This is a genomic window from Chondromyces crocatus (assembly GCF_001189295.1).
In the GTDB taxonomy this organism is placed as follows: domain Bacteria; phylum Myxococcota_A; class Polyangia; order Polyangiales; family Polyangiaceae; genus Chondromyces; species Chondromyces crocatus.
In genome coordinates, this window is record NZ_CP012159.1 from 9261029 (window position 1) to 9278092 (window position 17064).

The 17064-nt window shown below is 68.8% G+C and carries 13 protein-coding genes; 6 read left to right on the plus strand and 7 right to left on the minus strand.

Annotated features, from left to right (window positions below; genetic code table 11):
- The first annotated feature begins 75 nt into the window (after window positions 1-75).
- The 4 genes from CMC5_RS33445 to CMC5_RS33460 all read left to right on the plus strand — a co-directional run bounded on the left by CMC5_RS33445 (window position 76) and on the right by CMC5_RS33460 (window position 4967).
- A complete protein-coding gene (locus tag CMC5_RS33445; protein WP_050434200.1) occupies window positions 76-1488 on the plus strand; it encodes a family 2B encapsulin nanocompartment shell protein in 1413 nt (470 codons plus the stop codon).
- A 108-nt stretch (window positions 1489-1596) separates the two neighbouring features.
- Window positions 1597-3003 carry a family 2B encapsulin nanocompartment shell protein gene (locus tag CMC5_RS33450; RefSeq protein ID WP_050436281.1) on the plus strand — a complete coding sequence of 469 codons (1407 nt, stop codon included), beginning with the start codon at window positions 1597-1599 and terminating at the stop codon, window positions 3001-3003.
- A 343-nt stretch (window positions 3004-3346) separates the two neighbouring features.
- Entirely contained in the window at window positions 3347-4297 is a 951-nt protein-coding gene (locus CMC5_RS33455) for an STAS domain-containing protein (RefSeq protein ID WP_050434201.1), read from the plus strand.
- A gap of 253 nt (window positions 4298-4550) precedes the next feature.
- Complete coding sequence (locus CMC5_RS33460) at window positions 4551-4967, plus strand: hypothetical protein (RefSeq protein WP_169796735.1); 417 nt, start codon at window positions 4551-4553, stop codon at window positions 4965-4967.
- A 56-nt stretch (window positions 4968-5023) separates the two neighbouring features.
- Here CMC5_RS33460 and CMC5_RS33465 read toward each other — a convergent pair whose 3' ends face one another.
- Entirely contained in the window at window positions 5024-6037 is a 1014-nt protein-coding gene (locus CMC5_RS33465; protein ID WP_050434203.1) for an acid phosphatase, read from the minus strand.
- Between the two features lie 271 nt (window positions 6038-6308).
- On the opposite strand from CMC5_RS33465, the gene CMC5_RS33470 reads away from it, so the two are divergent.
- Window positions 6309-7118 (plus strand): peptidoglycan-binding protein, encoded by an 810-nt coding sequence (locus CMC5_RS33470; RefSeq protein WP_050434204.1) that lies wholly within the window; start codon window positions 6309-6311, stop codon window positions 7116-7118.
- 1 nt (window position 7119) lies between these two features.
- Here CMC5_RS33470 and CMC5_RS33475 read toward each other — a convergent pair whose 3' ends face one another.
- Genes CMC5_RS33475 through CMC5_RS33485 form a run of 3 tightly spaced genes read right to left on the minus strand, consistent with a single transcriptional unit; the run spans window position 7120 to window position 9211 of the window.
- Window positions 7120-7617 (minus strand): hypothetical protein, encoded by a 498-nt coding sequence (locus tag CMC5_RS33475; RefSeq protein ID WP_050434205.1) that lies wholly within the window; start codon window positions 7615-7617, stop codon window positions 7120-7122.
- Window positions 7614-8429 carry an N-acetylmuramoyl-L-alanine amidase gene (locus CMC5_RS33480; RefSeq protein ID WP_050434206.1) on the minus strand — a complete coding sequence of 272 codons (816 nt, stop codon included), beginning with the start codon at window positions 8427-8429 and terminating at the stop codon, window positions 7614-7616. The genes CMC5_RS33475 and CMC5_RS33480 overlap by 4 nt, the downstream gene beginning before the upstream one ends.
- Window positions 8429-9211: a hypothetical protein gene (locus CMC5_RS33485; RefSeq protein ID WP_050434207.1), complete on the minus strand. Its 783-nt coding sequence runs from the start codon at window positions 9209-9211 to the stop codon at window positions 8429-8431. Before CMC5_RS33485 ends, CMC5_RS33480 begins: the two co-directional genes overlap by 1 nt.
- A 453-nt stretch (window positions 9212-9664) precedes the next feature.
- Here CMC5_RS33485 and CMC5_RS33490 point away from each other — a divergent pair, with 453 nt between their 5' ends.
- Window positions 9665-12322 (plus strand): DUF2169 family type VI secretion system accessory protein, encoded by a 2658-nt coding sequence (locus CMC5_RS33490; protein WP_050434208.1) that lies wholly within the window; start codon window positions 9665-9667, stop codon window positions 12320-12322.
- A 111-nt stretch (window positions 12323-12433) separates the two neighbouring features.
- Here the strand turns inward: CMC5_RS33490 and CMC5_RS33495 are convergent, their stop codons facing one another.
- Genes CMC5_RS33495 through CMC5_RS33505 form a run of 3 tightly spaced genes read right to left on the minus strand, consistent with a single transcriptional unit; the run spans window position 12434 to window position 17061 of the window.
- Window positions 12434-13099, minus strand: a complete 666-nt coding sequence (locus tag CMC5_RS33495) for an ankyrin repeat domain-containing protein (protein ID WP_050434209.1) — start codon at window positions 13097-13099, stop codon at window positions 12434-12436.
- A gap of 7 nt (window positions 13100-13106) precedes the next feature.
- Window positions 13107-16166 (minus strand): type VI secretion system tip protein TssI/VgrG, encoded by a 3060-nt coding sequence (gene tssI / locus CMC5_RS33500; RefSeq protein ID WP_063796395.1) that lies wholly within the window; start codon window positions 16164-16166, stop codon window positions 13107-13109.
- A 34-nt stretch (window positions 16167-16200) separates the two neighbouring features.
- Window positions 16201-17061: a T6SS immunity protein Tli4 family protein gene (locus CMC5_RS33505; RefSeq protein ID WP_050434210.1), complete on the minus strand. Its 861-nt coding sequence runs from the start codon at window positions 17059-17061 to the stop codon at window positions 16201-16203.
- Between the last annotated feature and the right edge of the window lie 3 nt (window positions 17062-17064).

Genomic DNA, 17064 nt, shown 5'->3' on the forward strand with positions numbered 1-17064 from the left:
CGGGTGCTCCGGCAGGGGGGCGCCGGGTCCGTCGTGAAGGCGAGGTTTCTTCTATCCAGCGGAGATAGGTGAGTCATGTCGAATTCGTTGAAGTCCGGTTTCGATCTTGAGAAGCAGCAGCAGAGCCTCGCGACGGCAGCCGCACGGCAGCTCGCGACGACCACGAAGTCGCTCCCCCAGATGCAGGGGATCTCGTCCCGGTGGCTGCTGAAGCTGCTGCCGTGGATCCAGGTCTCCGCCGGTACGTACCGCGTCAACCGCCGCCTGAGCTATGCGGTCGGTGACGGCCGGGTGACGTTCACCAGCACCGGGTCGAAGGTGCAGGTGATCCCGCAGGAGCTGTGCGAGCTGCCGATCCTGCGCGGTTTCGAGGACAACGATGTCCTGACTGCGCTGGCAGGCCGCTTCGAGCAGAAGGAGTACAAGGCCGGCGAGATCATCAGCGAGGCCGGCAAGGAAGCCGACGCGATCTACCTGATCGCCCACGGCAAGGTGAACAAGATCGGCGCCGGGAAGTACGGCGAGCCGACGGTGCTCGAGGTGCTCGCCGATGGCGATCACTACAGCTACGAGGCGATCCTCGAGTCGCAGGACTACTGGGAGTTCACCGTCAAGGCGGTGACGCCCTGCACGGTGCTGACCATGCAGCAGAGCGCGTTCGAGGCGGTGGTCGCCGCGTTCCCGACCCTGCAGAAGCACATCGACGACTTCAAGGCCCGCGCAAAGAAGAAGCAGGACACGACGGGTCAGGCGCCGATCGAGCTGGCCGCGGGTCACCACGGCGAGCCCGTGCTGCCCACGACCTACGTGGACTACGAGACGTCGCCCCGCGAGTACGAGCTGAGCGTCGTGCAGACGGTGCTCCAGATCCACACGCGCGTGGCCGATCTGTTCAACGAGCCGATGAACCAGACGGAGCAGCAGCTCCGCCTGACCGTCGAGGCGCTCAAGGAGCAGAAGGAGTTCGAGCTGATCAACAACGAGGAGTTCGGCCTGCTCCACAACGCCGACCTCAAGCAGCGGATCCACACCCGCAGCGGCCCCCCCACGCCGGACGACATGGACGAGCTGCTCGCGACGGTGTGGAAGGATCCCTCGTTCTTCCTCGCCCACCCGCGCGCGATCGCCGCGTTCGGCCAGGAGTGCAGCCGCCGTGGGGTGTACCCGACGAGCATCGACGTGGGCGGCAACCAGGTGCCCGCGTGGCGCGGCATCCCGATCTTCCCCTGCAACAAGATCCCCGTCTCGGAGGGTCGCACCAGCTCGATCCTGCTGATGCGGACCGGGGAGAAGAACCAGGGCGTCGTCGGCCTGCACCCGACCGCGATCCCGGACGAGATCGAGCCGAGCCTCTCGGTGCGGTTCATGGGGATCAACGAGAAGGCGATCATCCAGTACCTGGTGAGCACCTACTTCTCGACGGCCGTGCTGGTGCCGGACGCACTGGGCATCCTCGAGAGCGTCGAGATCGGTCGGTCCAGGGACTGAGCGATCCGCGGCAGGTGTGGTCGTGATCCTCTTCCGGTCGGCGATGTTCGGCCGGAGGGGGATCACGCCACCCCGCCCTAGATGGCGAATGAAGGCGAGAGGTACGTCATGGCGAATTCAGTGAATTCCGTTGGCGGCGTGGATCTCGACAGGCTGCATTCGAGCCTGAGCACGGCCGCGGCTCGGCAACTGGCGACGACGACGAAGTCGGAGCCGCACATGCTGGGGATCACGCCGCGGTGGTTGCTGCGGATGCTCCCCTGGGTCGAGGTGACGGCAGGCACGTTCCGCGTCAACCGCCGCATGAGCTATGCGGTGGGCGACGGGCGGCTGAGCTTCAGCAACATCGGCGTGAAGGTGCAGGTCGTGCCGCAGGAGCTGTCCGAGCTGCCCCTGCTGCGCGGCTTCTCGGACGACGAGGTGCTGAACGTACTGGCCAGCCGGTTCGAGCAGAAGGAATACAAGCCCGGTGATTTCATCGTCACCAAGGGGCAACCCGCAGAGCACGTGTTCCTGATCGCTCACGGCAAGGCGAGGAAGATCGGGAGCAACGAGTACGGCGCCGAGATCACGCTCGACACGCTCGCCGACGGTGACCATTTCGGTGACCAGGCGATCGTGGAGTCGAATGATTTCTGGGCGTATTCGGTGAAGGCGGTCACGCCGTGCACGGTGCTGTCGCTGCCGGAGAAGGTCTTCGAGGATCTGATCCAGCAGTCGCCGGCGCTGAGCGCGCACGTGGAGCAGTTCAAGCTCAAGCTGCGGCAGCCGCAGGACAAGGCGGGTCAGGCAGCGATCAAGCTGGCTGCTGGGCACTCGGGCGAGCCGGAGCTGCCCGGGACCTACGTCGACTACGAGCTGTCTCCCCGAGAGTACGAGCTGAACGTGGCGCAGACCGTGCTCAAGGTCCACAGCCGCGTGTCGGATCTGTTCAATGATCCGATGGATCAGCTCCAGCAGCAGCTCCGGTTGACCATCGAGGCGCTGCGAGAGCGGCAGGAGTGGGAGTTGATCAACAACACCGACTTCGGCCTTCTGCACAACGCCGACCTGAAGCAGCGGGTCAACACGCGCAGTGGGCCGCCGACGCCCGATGACATGGACGAGCTGCTCTCGCGGCGACGCAAGTCGCGGTTCTTCCTGGCTCACCCGCGGACGATTGCGGCCTTCGGGCGGCAGTGCACGCGGCGGGGGCTCTACCCGACCTGCGTCGAGGTGCAGGGGAGCAAGGTGCTGGCGTGGCGCGGGGTGCCGATCCTGCCCTGCGACAAGATCCCCATCTCCGAGACGCAGACCAGCTCCATCCTGGTGATGCGGACGGGGCAGGACGATCAGGGCGTGATCGGGCTGCACCGGACCGGGATCCCCGACGAGGTGGAGCCGGGTCTGTCGGTGCGGCGGATGGACGTCGACGACAAGGCGATCGGGTCGTACCTGGTCAGCACGTACTTCTCGGCGGCGCTCCTCATCCCCGACGCGCTCGGCGTGCTCGAGAACGTCGAACTCGGTCACTGAGCAGCTTCGCTCGTCGAGCGTCGTTCCACGACGGCGCGGGAGCCCTCCTGCGCCGCGTGGCCGGCTCGACGAGGCGTGGCTCGTTCCGGTGAGGACGCCCCGTCCGCGTCCGCTTACGACGGTCCTTCCCGCCCCCCACACAAGCCTCCGACCACCACGGTTTTCTGCTTTGTGGTCCTGCACTCCAGGCTCGACGACATCTCGTCGCGGCCTTCGTGCACGACGCGGCTTCCGCTTGCGCGGGCCGGTCGAAGCCCCATATCAAGGACGTTGCACCTCCCTGTTCTCAGCAAGGCTCGGGCGCTCGTCGGGGGGGGCGCGCTCGACCGGGGAGCTTCCGACCTTGCAGCACGAAGATGCAGCCCAAGGCACCATCGACGCTCTGAAGCGTGAGATCGACGCCCTGCAACGTCGGGTCGCAGAGCTGGAGATCCCCGCGCGGCGTTACCAGGCGCTGTGCGCAGCGGATCTGCTGAGCGTCCAGATTTTCGCTCCCGACGGGCGCACGCTGGAGGTGAATCGCGGCTGGGAGCACCTCTGGCGGCTGCGGCTGGAAGACGTCCGCGCGTACAACATCCGTCAGGACCCTGCACTGGCCACGAGGGGGGTGGCGCCGTTCGTGGAGCGTGCCTTCGGACAGGGGGAGCCGGTGCGGTTGCCCGCCATTCGCTACGATCCCCTCGACACCGGGATCCTCCACGAAGGCGCCACGCGGTGGGTGACGACGACGATTCACCCGATCCTGGACGAGGCGGGCGGCATCCGGGAGGTGGTGCTGATTCACGCCGACATCGGGGAACTCAAGCAATCCGAAGAGGAGCTGCTCCAGCAGCAGAAGCTGCTCGAGGCGGCCGTCGAGGAGCGTACGGCGGAGCTCTCGCAGAAGCTCGCCGTCATCCACGAACAGCAGCGCGCCATTGCGGCGCTGTCGACGCCGGTGCTCCGCATCTGGGACGGGGTGCTGGCGCTGCCCCTCATCGATCGGATCGACGCCGAGCGCGCGGCCCGGGTGCTCGATGTGCTGCTCCACGCGATCGTGGAGACGAGCGCAGAATTCGTGATCATCGACGTGAGCGGCGTGCCCTTCGTGGACGCGGAGGTCGCGGGCTACCTGCGCAATGCGGTGCGCGCGGCCGGGCTGCTGGGGTCTCGCTGCATCATCGTCGGGATCTCGGCGGAGATGGCGCGGGCCCTGGTCGCGCACGACCTGGGGTTCGAGGGGGTGCCGACGTTCGCCAGGCTCCAGGAGGGGTTGCGGCTCGCGATGGCCCACGAGCGGCGGGCGATGCGCTGAGGGGTCGGCGCAGGAGCGACACACCGGGGGCAGGCCACGAGATCGCCCTTCCATCCGAAATTACGTTATCGTGTCCGTGGGAATGGCCAGGTCACCGCTCCGAAAGCCTCGCAGCGCCGACCCGCAACGGAGGCATCATTCAGCCATGGTGCGAATTCGTGCATTCGGCGCGCTGCTCGTGAGCGCAATGCTCACATCTTCCTGTAGCAACGCACGGGAGCGCGCCGAGAGCGTGGTCTGCGACGAACTCAGGTTGATCCGAAAAGAATTCGACGAAGCGCTCTCCCGGATACGAGACGAAGTCGCCCTGGCAAGCAACGCCACCGCTGGCAAAGGCATGCGCGTCACGCACTGCGCGGCCGCAGCAAGCAGCGGGCAGCTCCTCGCGACACGGCTCGAGTTCGCCGAGGGACTGATGACCGGTGTCCGCAGCATGGTGCCAGACGAAGAGAGGCCGTCGTTGCTGCACGGCCAGCCCGATCTCGGTTCCGACGTCGCGTCTCGCTGGGGCAACGCGATGTTCATCACCTGCGCGCATACGAAGACCGAGGCCGATATGGCGCAGCTCGGGACCGAGCTCGCCCTCGTCGCGACCTCGCTCGCCGACATGGAACGTTCGGTGCGCGAGCGCCTCGACGCGGTGCCGTGCCCGAGGAGCGCCGCCCGCTGACGCGCCGACGCGCCGACGCGCCGACGCGCCGACGCGCCGGCCCGCGACGTGATGGCTCAGAATCCACGGTTGGCGAGGACGGCTTCTTCCTCGGCGCAGGCGGCGTTCTGCGTGGCGCTGGTGCGGGCTGCAGCGAGTTCGGTTCGGGCGCGGGCGAGATCGCGCACGAAGGCGGGTTCGGCGCGGAGACGTGCGATGACGGTCGCGCCCACGAGGCGCCCTGCGTCGACGTCGCTGGCGTAGTGAATGCCGCAGACCACGCGGCTGTCACCGAAGGCAATGCCGCGCCTGGCCACGGCCTCCGCCCGGTCGGGGGCCAGTTCCATCAGGACCAGCGCCCACGCCCACCCGGTGGCGGCGTGACCCGAGGGGTACGAGGCGTTCGGGGGGCGAGCCTCCGGTGGGATGCAGGTGGTGGTCTCGGCGACGGCGTACGGTCGCTTTCGCGCGAACCGTTGCTTCGCGCGTTCGCCGCCCGCGCCGACGTCGGAGGTGACGCGCGCGAGGAGCCGCGTGAGGATCGGCATCGTTGCGGGATCGAAGGTGACGCCGAGGGCGCACTCGAAGGCCCGCGGCGCCACGGGGGTCTCCAGGTCATTGTCGCGGGCTGCCCATTGCCACCGGGCGCTGCCCTGGAGGGCTCGGACCTTCTGTTCGATGGCGCGGTCCGTCGCGTCGCCCGGAGAGCCAGGCGCCGGGGGAGGCGGCAAGAAGTGGGTGCCGTCGGGGGCTTCGTCGCCCAGGTAGCCGCGGGGGTGGTCCTTGCCGTCCTTCCAGAGCGGGATCGCGGCGGTGTCGTCGGTCGCCGGGAGGGCCGCGTCGGTCTTCCCGTCGTCCGTGGGATGCGCGCCCAGTGAGGTCGTTCCGCCCGCCAGCACGGGCGCAGAGGCCTCGGGTCCACCGAGCGTCGTGCCGGGCGCACCGCAAGCGGTCGCGGCGTGAGCGAGGGCGGCGCTCAGCAGGAGCCATGCGCTCCTGCGGACCAGGCCGCTCGGGAGGACACGCTGCCCGATGGACAGGGCCGGCTCGGGCGCGACGTCGGGCGGGAGAGGTGTCGGTCGTTCGTCCATCGGTGCGCATCCTTTGCCGCCTGGTGGCGTCGATCCAAGGAAATCGACGGTTCCGGCGATGGACACGAGGCTGCAGCGGCAGCGGCACCACGAGGACACTCGGCCGTTTCACGCGCACGGGAGCACGGTCAGCACGCGATGGCAGCGCGGTCGGCGCGTGACGGCAGCATGGCCGTGTGGCGCGAAAAGAGGGAGACCTCCCCCTACACGGCGCTTCCAGGGCCGGTCCGGGCTCCGGTACACTGCTCGACCAGCGCAGGAGTTCCGCTCAATGACCCGCACGACGCTCAGGCTCACCGATGGTTATCCGGACGTCTCCCCTTTCCTCAATGGCGAGGTGAAGGCCCTGCAGCGGGAGCTGCAGCGGTGGGGGTACGCGGTGAAGCCGGACGGTCGGTTCGGCCCCTCGACGCAGTCGGCGGTCAAGTCGTTCCAGCGAAAGCAGGGGCTGCGCGACGATGGCATCGTGGGCACGAAGACGTGGGGGCTCTTGACGGCGAAGCAGGCGACCCAGAGCACCGGTGGGGGGTTCTCCACGGCGGTGCCGCCCGCGCAGACGCCCGTGATCAGCACGGGGGCAGATGGGCGCTTCTTCCCGCTCTCACGGATCTTCTCCGAGAGCTGGAGCAAGGGGGCCGGGGCGTTCGGGTCGGGCCGGAACGGGCGCGCGCACGCTGGATGCGACATCTACGCGCCGCTGGGGACGTGGGTCCACGCGATCGCGAACGGTGAGGTGACCCTGGGGCCGTACTACTTCTACGCGAACACGTACGCGATCGAGGTGAACCACGGGGATTTCGTGGCGCGTTACGGAGAGGTGCAGAAGGACTCGCCGGTGCGCAAGGGCGACAAGGTGAAGGCGGGGCAGCGCATCGCCAGGGTCGGACACCTGGTGGGGATCTCGGTGAAGAGCGACATGCTCCACCTGGAGCTGTACAAGGGCACCGCGTCGGGGGCGCTGACGGTGAAGGGGGCGGCCAGCGCGAAAAGCCCGGCCGGGCTGCCGTATCAGCGTCGGAAGGACCTGATGGATCCGACGCCGCTGCTGGCGCAGTGGCGCAAGAACCTGCCCGTCGATTGAGCTACCGGGGCGCGGGCTTCATCCGGCTGGTGATCTCGATGAAGGTCCGCTTCTCGACGCCGTAGTTCTCGATGCGCTGGCCGATCGCGAAGCCGCACCACTGGAGCCAGCGCAGGTGCTCGGGGTTCCGGGCGTCGGCGTAGTTCCAGAGGACGTCGTAGTGTTCGTGCAGGTGGGCGAGCCAGAAGCGGCTGGCGCGCACGAAGGCGACGCCGTGATGCGAGAGTTCCGACGTCGCGAGGAACCAGACGGAGCCGGCGCGCTCGGGGCCGGGCTCACGGGCGGGGACGACGCCGAAAACGGCAAGGGGGAGGCCGTCTAGGGTTTCGACGCAGAGGACGGGCCAGGAGGAGCCGATGCCTTCCTCCAGGACGACGAGCGGCGTCTCGCCGGAGACGGCGGCGATTTCCAGGAGGTCTTGCTCGATGAGGCGGGGGGCGAGGGCCGCGGCGTCCGCGATCTCCGCCGGCCTGAACCGGATGGTGGCGCCCCGGGTCACCGGAGGTCGTCGATCATCGCCGCCGCAAGCCCCTTGGCGATCTCGGCGCGCACGGCGGCGGCATTGCCGCCGGTATTGAGCAAGGCATCCACCTTGGGGTGGGAGATGAACTCGACCTCGACCAGGCAAGAGCGGACGGCTTTCCCCAGATGCGCGTCCTTGAGGATGCCGAGCGAGAGGGGTTTGCCCTTGGCGTTGATGATGTCCTTGTCGACCTTGACCCCACGACTGGTCGCACCGGAGTCGAACTTCTTGATCGCATTCAGCACGCCATTCTGGATCCGCTGCGCGAACATCCGGTCCTGCGACATGTTGGCGTTGTCCCAGCCGCCGATGATGGTCTCCGTCCCCCGGGTCGCCCTGCCGCCGCCGTTGTAATGGATGCTGAGGAACAGGTCGGCCCGGTTGTTCTTCGCGAAGTTCGCCCTGGTGGAGATGCCGACGTTGACGTCGCTATCCCGGGTCATCAGCACCTTGAGGCTGAACCCTTTGCGTTTCGCGGCAGCGACCATCTCCGCGCTCTGCAATGAGCTGCGCACGAGCCTCGCGAGTTCGAGGGTCATCTTTTTCTCCAGGATGCCGCTGGAGCTGGTGGCGTTGTTCGGAGAGCTGCCCCCCACGGTTGCAGTGCCGCCATGACCGGGGTCGATGACCACCACCCGGTCGGGACACGTCGGGCACTGGCTCACCGTCCCGCCGGCGTTCTCCGGAGGCATGTTCTCGGCCGCGCCGGCGACGTTGTTCTGCCCTCCGGTCCCCGGCGCTGGCTGTTGCGGTTCACGAACCCGCTGATCACTCTTCGGCGTACACATCAGTCGCTCCCTTGCGCTGCGGCTCGAACCGTTGCCTTCTCGATGAGATCACGCGCTCTTTCGTACAGGGCTCCCATCCTCGCGCCCTCGTCCGCCGCAGGATCCCGGAGGCCCTGGGTGAGGTTCGCGAGCTTCGGATCCACGTCGAAGCGGTGGCCGAAGACGAACATGGCGCACACGTACGTGACGATGTTCCGCTCGTCCTGGAGGCCGATGCTGCTCGCCCTGGTGATTCCATCAGCGATCAGGGCGTCCAGCTCGGCTTCGCCGTGAGCGGCGTATTTCTCCGGGTAGACCTGCTGTAGGCGCTCGCGGAGCCGCGGGGGAAGCTCTCCCGATCCGTGAGGGGTGAACAGGGCCTCGGGGGTCTCGGCGAGGAAGCGAGCCGCGGCCCGCATGATGTGCTGGTTCTTTCTGCCGAGGACGCGGTCCAGGTAGACCATCGCCCGGTCGTAGAGCGTGTCCACGCGGAGCTTCGGGCTGGAGAAGGTGTCTTCGGTGAGGATCTCGTGCGCCCAGGGGTGGAGCGGGTCCTCGTCGAAATGGCTACCCAGGACGAGGACGAACATCAGGCTGATGTACAGACACGCATCCCGCTGGAACTCGATGCCGTACCGGCCAGCGCGCTGGAGGCCGAGGCGGATGGCGTCCCGGATCTGAGGCTCGCCGAGCAGCCAGATCGCTCCGCGGAAGAAGGTGTCGACGTGGTGGACCATACGCCCCTCGAAGCGCTCGGCCTCCGTCGTCCCCAGGGTGTCGATCTGATGCCCCTGTACCCGCATTGCTCCACCGCCATCCGAGATGGGTCAGGCTATCGAGGCATTTTGCCCCTCGTCCCTGTTCAGCAAGGCCGAGGCGCTCCTGCCAATCACGACGACAGTACCGATTCGAGGCGCGAGCATCACGCCAATTCGATCCGGTCCGTGCGATGCAACGATATCGCATCTATCCAGATTGCAGGCGTGCGTCACCGACGCGGCGGGTCATGCATCAATGCGAGAGAGCGTGACCTGACGCACCGATGTCGCGGCTCACGCTTCGCGTGGAGGATTCGACGGTCCCGTCGCGGCGCCAGGTCGTCGGTGATCGGGATGCGCTCGGCTTCAGAGACGGGATGCGCTCGGGTGGCGCTCGGAGCGCCGGTCCCCGCCGAGACAGGCAGTATGCGGCGTCGGGCCCGGTGCGCTGCGACGGCTTGGCCGTGAACTCCCGCGCCAGTGTATCCTCCGCCGCCTATGGACGTCGTCTCCCTCAGCCCGCTGCCCGTGGGCTCGGTGGTGTGGCAGCCGCGGAAGGGCGCGTGGATGCTCAGCTTCGTCTGCAAGGCGACGTTCCGTCTGCAGCCCGGCCGGGCGCAGCTCGCCGACGAGCACGAGGCGCTCTACGAGACCGATCGCCACTGGAGTGATGATCCAGGCTGGAGCCTCTACGCGCCTGCAGATGTGGCGCCGGTGCGGCCCCGCGCCGACGTGGTGCTGGTGGGGGAGGCCTTCGCGCCGCCGGGGAAGCCGGCGCGCTCGCTCATCGCGCGGGTGCGGGTCGGGGACATCGACAAGCGGGTCGAGGTGTGCGGCGAGAGGCTGCTGGGGCCCGATGGGTCCCTGGTGGAGGGAGCGCGCTTCACGCGCATGCCGCTGCTCTGGGAGCGCTCGGCCGGGGGTCCGGAGACGATGAACCCGGTGGGGATACGGCCGTCCGCGAAGGATGCCTATGGCCGTCGGCCGCTGCCCAACCTTTTGCCGCCGGGCATGGCGCTCATGGGGCTGGACGACACCATCGAGCCGGTGGGGTTCGGCCCCATCGCGATGACCTGGCCAGAGCGTCGCAACAAGCTGGGGCGAGCAGCGGCGTCGTGGTCCGATCGCGACTGGCCGCGTCAGCCTCTGCCACCCGGGCTGGACGTCGGGTACTTCAACGCGGCGCCGTGGGACCAGCAGACGGATCGGCTGCGGGACGACGAGCGCATCGTCCTCGAGCACCTGCACCCGGAACACCAGCACCTGGCGACGCAGCTTCCAGGGCATCACCCGCGGGCCTTCGTCTCCAGGCCGGGGCGCGCGGCGCAGCCGGTGCAGCTCCAGATCGATCTGCTGTGGATCCGTACCGATCAGGGGATCTGCACGGTGACGTGGCGGGGGCAGGTGCAGCTGGAGCGCGCAGACGAGGAAGGGCGCGTCGTCGTGGCGCTGGAGGAGCCAGGGCAGTCGCTCTCGTGGGAGGAGATCACCGGGCGCGAACTCGTGGTCGAGATGACGATGGACGGGGAGGAGGAGCCTGCGCCGATCACGCAGGATCCTCACGAGATGACGCTCCCTCCGCAGGAGGGGACCGCGGTCTTCCAGCACCCGGGCTCGACGTCCACGAGCGGGCTGGCGCCTGCGCCACAGATCACGGGGCTGCCGTTCGCGCCGTCGTCGAGCGCGCCTTCGGTGCGTGCCGACGATGCGCCGCAGATCACAGCGTTGCCGTTCGCGCCGCCCCCGAGCCCTGCGCCGGGACGCACGGACGATCAAGCCGCGCGGCTCTCGGGGACGCCGTTCGCGCCTGCACCTCCGCCTGCACCGACGCCTGCATCCACGCCGCCGACGTCGGCAGCGCCCGCAGCGGTCGCGGTGCAGATCCCTCCGATGCCGCCGGCTCCCATGAAGCCATCGGCAGCGGCCCTTTCCTCGGCGAGTCGAGGCGCGACGGCGACGACCTCTCAGCCATCGCCGATGGTGGCGCCTCCAGCCGTGGTGCCTCCTCCGGCCGTTGTTCCCACGCCGCCTGCGGTCCCTTCTCCTGCTGCCGTCGTCACCCCGCCGGGCGTCGTGCCCGCGGCAGCGGCAGCCGCCGCCTTCAGCGCGTCGCCCGGCTCGACACCGCCTGCACCGCTGGTGCCGCCACGCCCACGGGCTCAGGCGCCCCGCACCATCGGAGAGACGGCGGTGGGTGGGCCTCTCCCCCAGCATGGAGATGACGGGCACAACGGGTCGTCGGGTGCACTGTCGGCCTCCAACGCAGCCGCCGCGGCGAGCGCGACGTGGTCGCTGCCGCGCGACGCGAGAGCGCCGGGCCTTCAAGCCATCGGCGGCCCAGCGCCCGTGGCTCAGGAGGCGCGCGAGGTGCTCCAGCTGCTCTGGTTCGACGCCGAGAGCGCGCCTCGGTTCCGGCGGCAGCCTTCCTGGCAGCGGCTCCTCGCGGAGCTGGAGAAGCGGCCGATCGACAAGGAACACGAGGATCCTGCGCTCGCGCGTGAGCCGATGGAGATCGAAGACCGGCGCGAGGTCTTCGAGATCCTGGTGCGCGCGACCGCCGCGGATGCGGAGGGGATGGAAGATGCGCTCGCCGGCGCGGTGCGCAGCGATGGGAAGCTGATCCCGCCGCTGCGCACGCTCGCAGGCGATCTGGTGTTTCCATTCGACGAGCTCGATGCGCTGAAGGCGACGGTCGCCGCCGTGTCGCCGTTCATCGGCAACGACGAGACCCTCCGCGCTGCGGTCACGACGGCGCAGGATTTTCTGAAGGTCCCCGAGCTGCGCAGCGCCCCGGCGGTCGCCGAGGGGCTCATGGGTCGCGTCGCCGAGGCGTGGGCTCAAGGGAAGCGGCCGACGCCGAACGGGTATCTGGAGACGACGGTCGAGCGCGCATTGCTGGAGGGGCGCTGCTATCAGCGCCGCAAGTTGCTGGGTGGGACGCACCTGCGCGCGCTTGCGCAGACCGCGGGGTCTCAGCCGCTTCTGCCGACCTACTTGCCGGATCAGCTCGCGGACCAGCTCCCGCTGTACCAGCGGTTCCGCGCACGAGCGATCGTCGAGGTCCACCCGCAGGTGGATCAGTACGAGGTGCAGCCGCTTTGCCTGCGCGTGCTGGCTTTGGCGCGGGCCGCGAAGCCTCTCCGCCGAGGAGGCTGAAGGCATCGACCCGGGAGCCGAAGGCTCAGGGGGCGGTGGTGGAGGGTCGGGCGTGGCGAGTGGCGAAAGGTCCGCGCGGTGGAAGCTCCGCGCGTGGCGGGAGTTCGTGCTTCAGCGCTCCCAGGGCCGCTTCACGGGAAACGTCACGCCACGCGCCTCCAGGGCTGCCTTCGCGTCACCGCGGGCTGCCGCGAGCGGTGAGGTCGGGTCCACCAGGGACTCCTGCACGTAGAGGGCGGGTGTACCGCCGGTGTCGTCGGTCGCCGTGGGATCGGCGCCGCGCTCCAGGAGGTAGCGGACGCGATCGAACTGGTTGTCCATCGCGGCTCGGGTGAGCGCGGTGTGGCCGCCTCGACCGACGGTGTTGGCGTCGGCGCCGGCATCGAGCAGCGCCTCCACGTGGTTCCAGGCGTCGTCGTCCATCGCCACGAACAGCACGGGATCGTCGAGGTGCGTCCTGGCGTTGGGATCGGCGCCATGGGCCAGCAAGCTCCGCACGAACGCAGGGTCCTCGAAGCGCACCGCCCACTGGAGCGGCGGGTGGCCTTCGTCGTCGGAGATGTCGGGGTTGGCGCCGGCAGAGAGCAGCGTCTCGAGCGCGAGCGCATCTCGCTGGAGTGTGGCCCAGAGGGTGGGCGTGATGCCCATCTTGCCCTGGGTGTCGATGTCGACGCCGGTCTCCTGGAGCGCCTTCACCTGGGCGGTGTCGCCGCGGCTCGCGGCTTCGTAGAGCGCGACCACACCGGGGTCCTGGAAGATTTCGCGGGTGTCTGCCATGGCGCCTCTACGGAGTTCCTGTCTGCATGGTCTCGATGTCTTCGGTCTTCTGAGACTCGATGCCGTTGATCACGTAGTCCATCCCGTGGCGCTCGACCGAGAGCTTCGCCATGGAGACGACGCCGCCGCCGATGCCACCGATGGCGCCGCCGATCAGCGCTCCCTTGGCGCCGCCGATGGCGCCGCCGATCGCGGCGCCCGCGCCAGCCCCCTTCATGGCTCCCTGCCCCGTGGTGCCGCCCATGCCGGGCCCGATCGCGGGGAGGTCGTGCCATTTGCCCATCGCCTGGCGCATCACGGGGACGGTCTGCACCGAGGTGAGGACCTCTCCGGCGACGCCGTAGGTCTCGATGAGATCCGCGCCGCGCGAGAAGTCGGCGCCGACGCGGCGGGCCGTCCTGGGGTGGAGGCCTGCCGAGTTGAAGGTCGTGCCCTGAGCACCCGAGGTGACCACGGCCATCGATGCGAGGCCACCGCCCAGGGAGTGGCCGGTGATCTCGAAGCCGTCGGGCCCGTACGTGTTGCGCATCGCCTGGCCGATGTGGTGCGCGTGGTTGTACTGGTCCGTCTCCATCCCGAGGCCCTGTGGGATGTTGGTCTTCCAGTCCTTGGCCTCGTTGGTGCCGCGGAAGGCGACCACCTTCTGGCCGTCGTCGGACTCGTACATGGCGGCGTAGAAGCCGGAGTCCTTGTCCTCCCACACCTGGTCGCGCAGGCCGGGGGGCATCTCCTCGGGCGGGATGCGGCGCCACCCCTCCGGGGCGCCTTCGTCGTCGTAGACGCTCTGGGAGAGGCGGGCCATCTCGACGGAGTGGTTGTTGCGCTCCAGCCGGTCGGCGGCCGCGAGCAGGCGCTGGCGCTCGGGGGAGTTCGGCGGGAGCTCTTCGGCGCGGGCTCTGGCGTCGGCGATGAGTTGCTTGCGGGCGGCGAGGCGCTCGGCCTTGGGGGTGTCGGGCTTGGCCCCTTCCTGGACCATGGCGCGGCTCGGTCCAGCGGCCTTGGTGGCGCCGGCCTGCACTTCGGCCTTGGGCGCCTGGAGGGCCAGGGCGGGCAGCTCGGGGCGGCTGCCACGGCCACGTCCAGGCGAGCCGCCGACGTTGATCTTGACGACCGTGCCTTTGATGGTGATGCCGCTGGCGTCCATGCGGAGGAAGCCGCCCGGCCCTTTGAGGGTCACGTCGTCGGCGCCTTCGCCGACCAGTGTTTCGCCAGCGACGACGTGGAGCTGCTCGTTCGCCTTGGAGGCGTAGCGTCCCTCGATCTTCTGGTGCCGCTCTTGCGCCACGGTGAGCGAGCGGTTCCCGTCGATGGTGTGGCGGCGGCTGCCTTTCACGATGAGGTGGTCGTCCCCTTCGACGCGCTCGCGGCGGTGGCGCTGGGTGATGGTGTCGAGGTCCTTGCCGACCCAGCGCTTGCGGTGGCCTTCGGTCTCGTCGGCCTCGTCGTTGTTGACCTGTTTCTGTCGGTCGTGGACCACCGTGATCTGCTCGTCGTTCCGGACGAGGCGCAGGCGATCCTTCTGCGCCTGCTGCCACACCAGCTCGCTGCCGGCGAGGTCCTCGAACATGATCTCGTTGAAGCCTCCGCCTCCGAGCGAGGAGTCGCTCTTCCACGTGCTCCGCGTCTTGTGGTCGGGCAGCTTGTAAGGGACCTGCTGGACGGCGTTGTACACGTGGCCCGCGAGCATCGGCTGATCGGGATCTCCCTGGAGGAAGCTGATCAGGATCTCCTGTCCGACGCGCGGCAGCGCCATCCAGCCAAAGCCGGAGCCCGCCCAGCCATGGCTGGCGCGGATCCAGCACGAGCTGCGCTGGTCGCGCTTTCCTTCGCGATCCCAGTGGAACTGGACACGCACGCGTCCAAACTCGTCGGTGTGGATCTCCTGCCCGCGCGGTCCGACGACCGTGGCGCTCTGCACGCCCTGGATGAGCGGCTTCGCGGTCCGACGAGGGGGGCGATAAGGGGCGTCGGCGAAGGTCGTGTGCGCCGTGAGCACCCACTCTGCCTCAGGGGCGCCCTCCAGGCTGGTCTCGAGCACGAGCAGCCGGCGGCTGGAGCTGAGTTCGGGGTGCGGGTGGTCCTCGATGGAGAGCACCGCGCCGGGCGCGAGGTCGAGGACGTTCGACTCGAAGGCGACATAGCGCATGCCTGCCCGCTCGCCCTCGAGAGCGCGCCCAGCGAGGCCTTCGCCGTGCTTTTCGTCGTGACGCGCAGGGCCCTGGTCGTCGGCCACCGGGGTGTTCCCACCCCGCCCCGTCTCCGCGAGGAACCCGCCAGGTCGGTAGTGAACCTGCTCGTAGCGCCGCTCCATTTCGTCGACGGGAGGCGCATTGCCAAAGAGCGCATACGCGGGGTTCCTGAAGTCGACGTCGCGGAGCATCGTGGCGCCGGGCCGCACCTCACGACCGAAGCGGACCTGGGTCACACGCTCTTGCTCCGTGGTCTGCTCGGGATCCTCGATGTAGACGGGCGTTCCGGCGCGGGCTTCGTTCGCCTCCAGGCGGTCGCTGAAGGTCAGGGTGGGGCCGCCCTCCCCTTCGGGGAAAGTGAATGCGATGCCTGCCTCTTCGAGGAGGCGGGACAGAAATTCGTAATCGCTCTCGGCGTACTGGACCTTGAACTCGAGCTTCGGATACTGGCCGCGATCGATCTGCCAGGTCGGCGTGATCTGCCACTCGGCGAGGAGGGCATCGATGATGTCGGGAATCGAGAGGTGCTGGTAGATGCGATTGCCGCGCCGCTGCTGGAGCTGCCAGAGGGGCGGTACGATCCGGAACATGTACGTAGACAGGCCCTTCTGGCCGATCTCCGGCGAGAGGCCGTGCGCCTGCTCGGCATAGCTGATGATGCCCGTGATCGTCCGGGCACCACCGCCACGGACCTGGGCATAGCCGGCCACCATGCGAAAGGTGGCGGTCTGGCCGATGAGGTTTCCCAGGGGGAGGCTGGCATCGGCGTGGCGGGCCCAGATGGAGACGGTGAATGGGCTGGAGACGGCCTCCCGCACGGCGAAGCGCGTGACGTGGAATGCCTCCCCAGAGGCAATGGTCAGCTCGAGGATGGCCATGAGCAGGGGCTCCCGATGAAGTGGAGGTCGTGACTCACACTTCCCTCCGTCGCCTGAAGGAGGTGAGAAGTGTGTCCCAGAGGGGGAGAGCGGCATCGAGCGCCGCGTCCTCGCCGAGTTCCATGCGAATCGAGACGTGCGGGTAGCCGCTCGAACGCGGCTGGCCGATGTACTCCCATTGCAACAGCCCGCCGCCCGCAGGGTGCTTCAGGATCAGCTCCTCGCCGGGCAGATCGGCCAGCATGCGGGGGCCCGAACGGATCGGGAATGCGATGACGCCCACGGAGGCGAAGCGAGGGATGGCGAGCGCCTGCTTCTCCAGGAGAGGGCGGGGCAGCGCGTCGGCATTCGAGTGCGATTCGAGCGACAGGGTGGACCCCTGGCCCAGCTCGAAGAAGGCGTCGGCCGACTCTTGCCAGTGCATGGCCATGGCGACGACGGCGCGGTCGATGGCAAAGCCGGGGACCTGAGGATCGGGCTCGGAGCTGGGCACGATGGCGGCGGCGATGCGGGCGGCAGCGTCCTCCAGTGCCCCCGCGCGGCTCACGGTGTTCCCGCCGCGGATGGTGAATGCGGTGCCGCCGGTGACGAGCACGGCCTCCATGGCGATCGACTCGGGGGTGTCCGGATCGTCGAAATGAATGATCGAGACGAGATCGCCACGGAGCATGCGCGCGCTGTGCACCACGGAGGGCTGGCCCCGCGGCGGGGGAAGCACGCGTTTTTCATCGATCAGGCGCTGGTGAATCGCGGCGAGATCCTCCCCTGGGGCGAGAGGTCTGGCTGCGACCGGGAGCTGGACGAGGGCCTGCTGTCGGCCACGCAGGGAGGCACTCGGGGGGAGTTCCACCGCGAAGCGGCCCAGGGCGAAGGGCTTCCAGGGATCGACGATCATCGT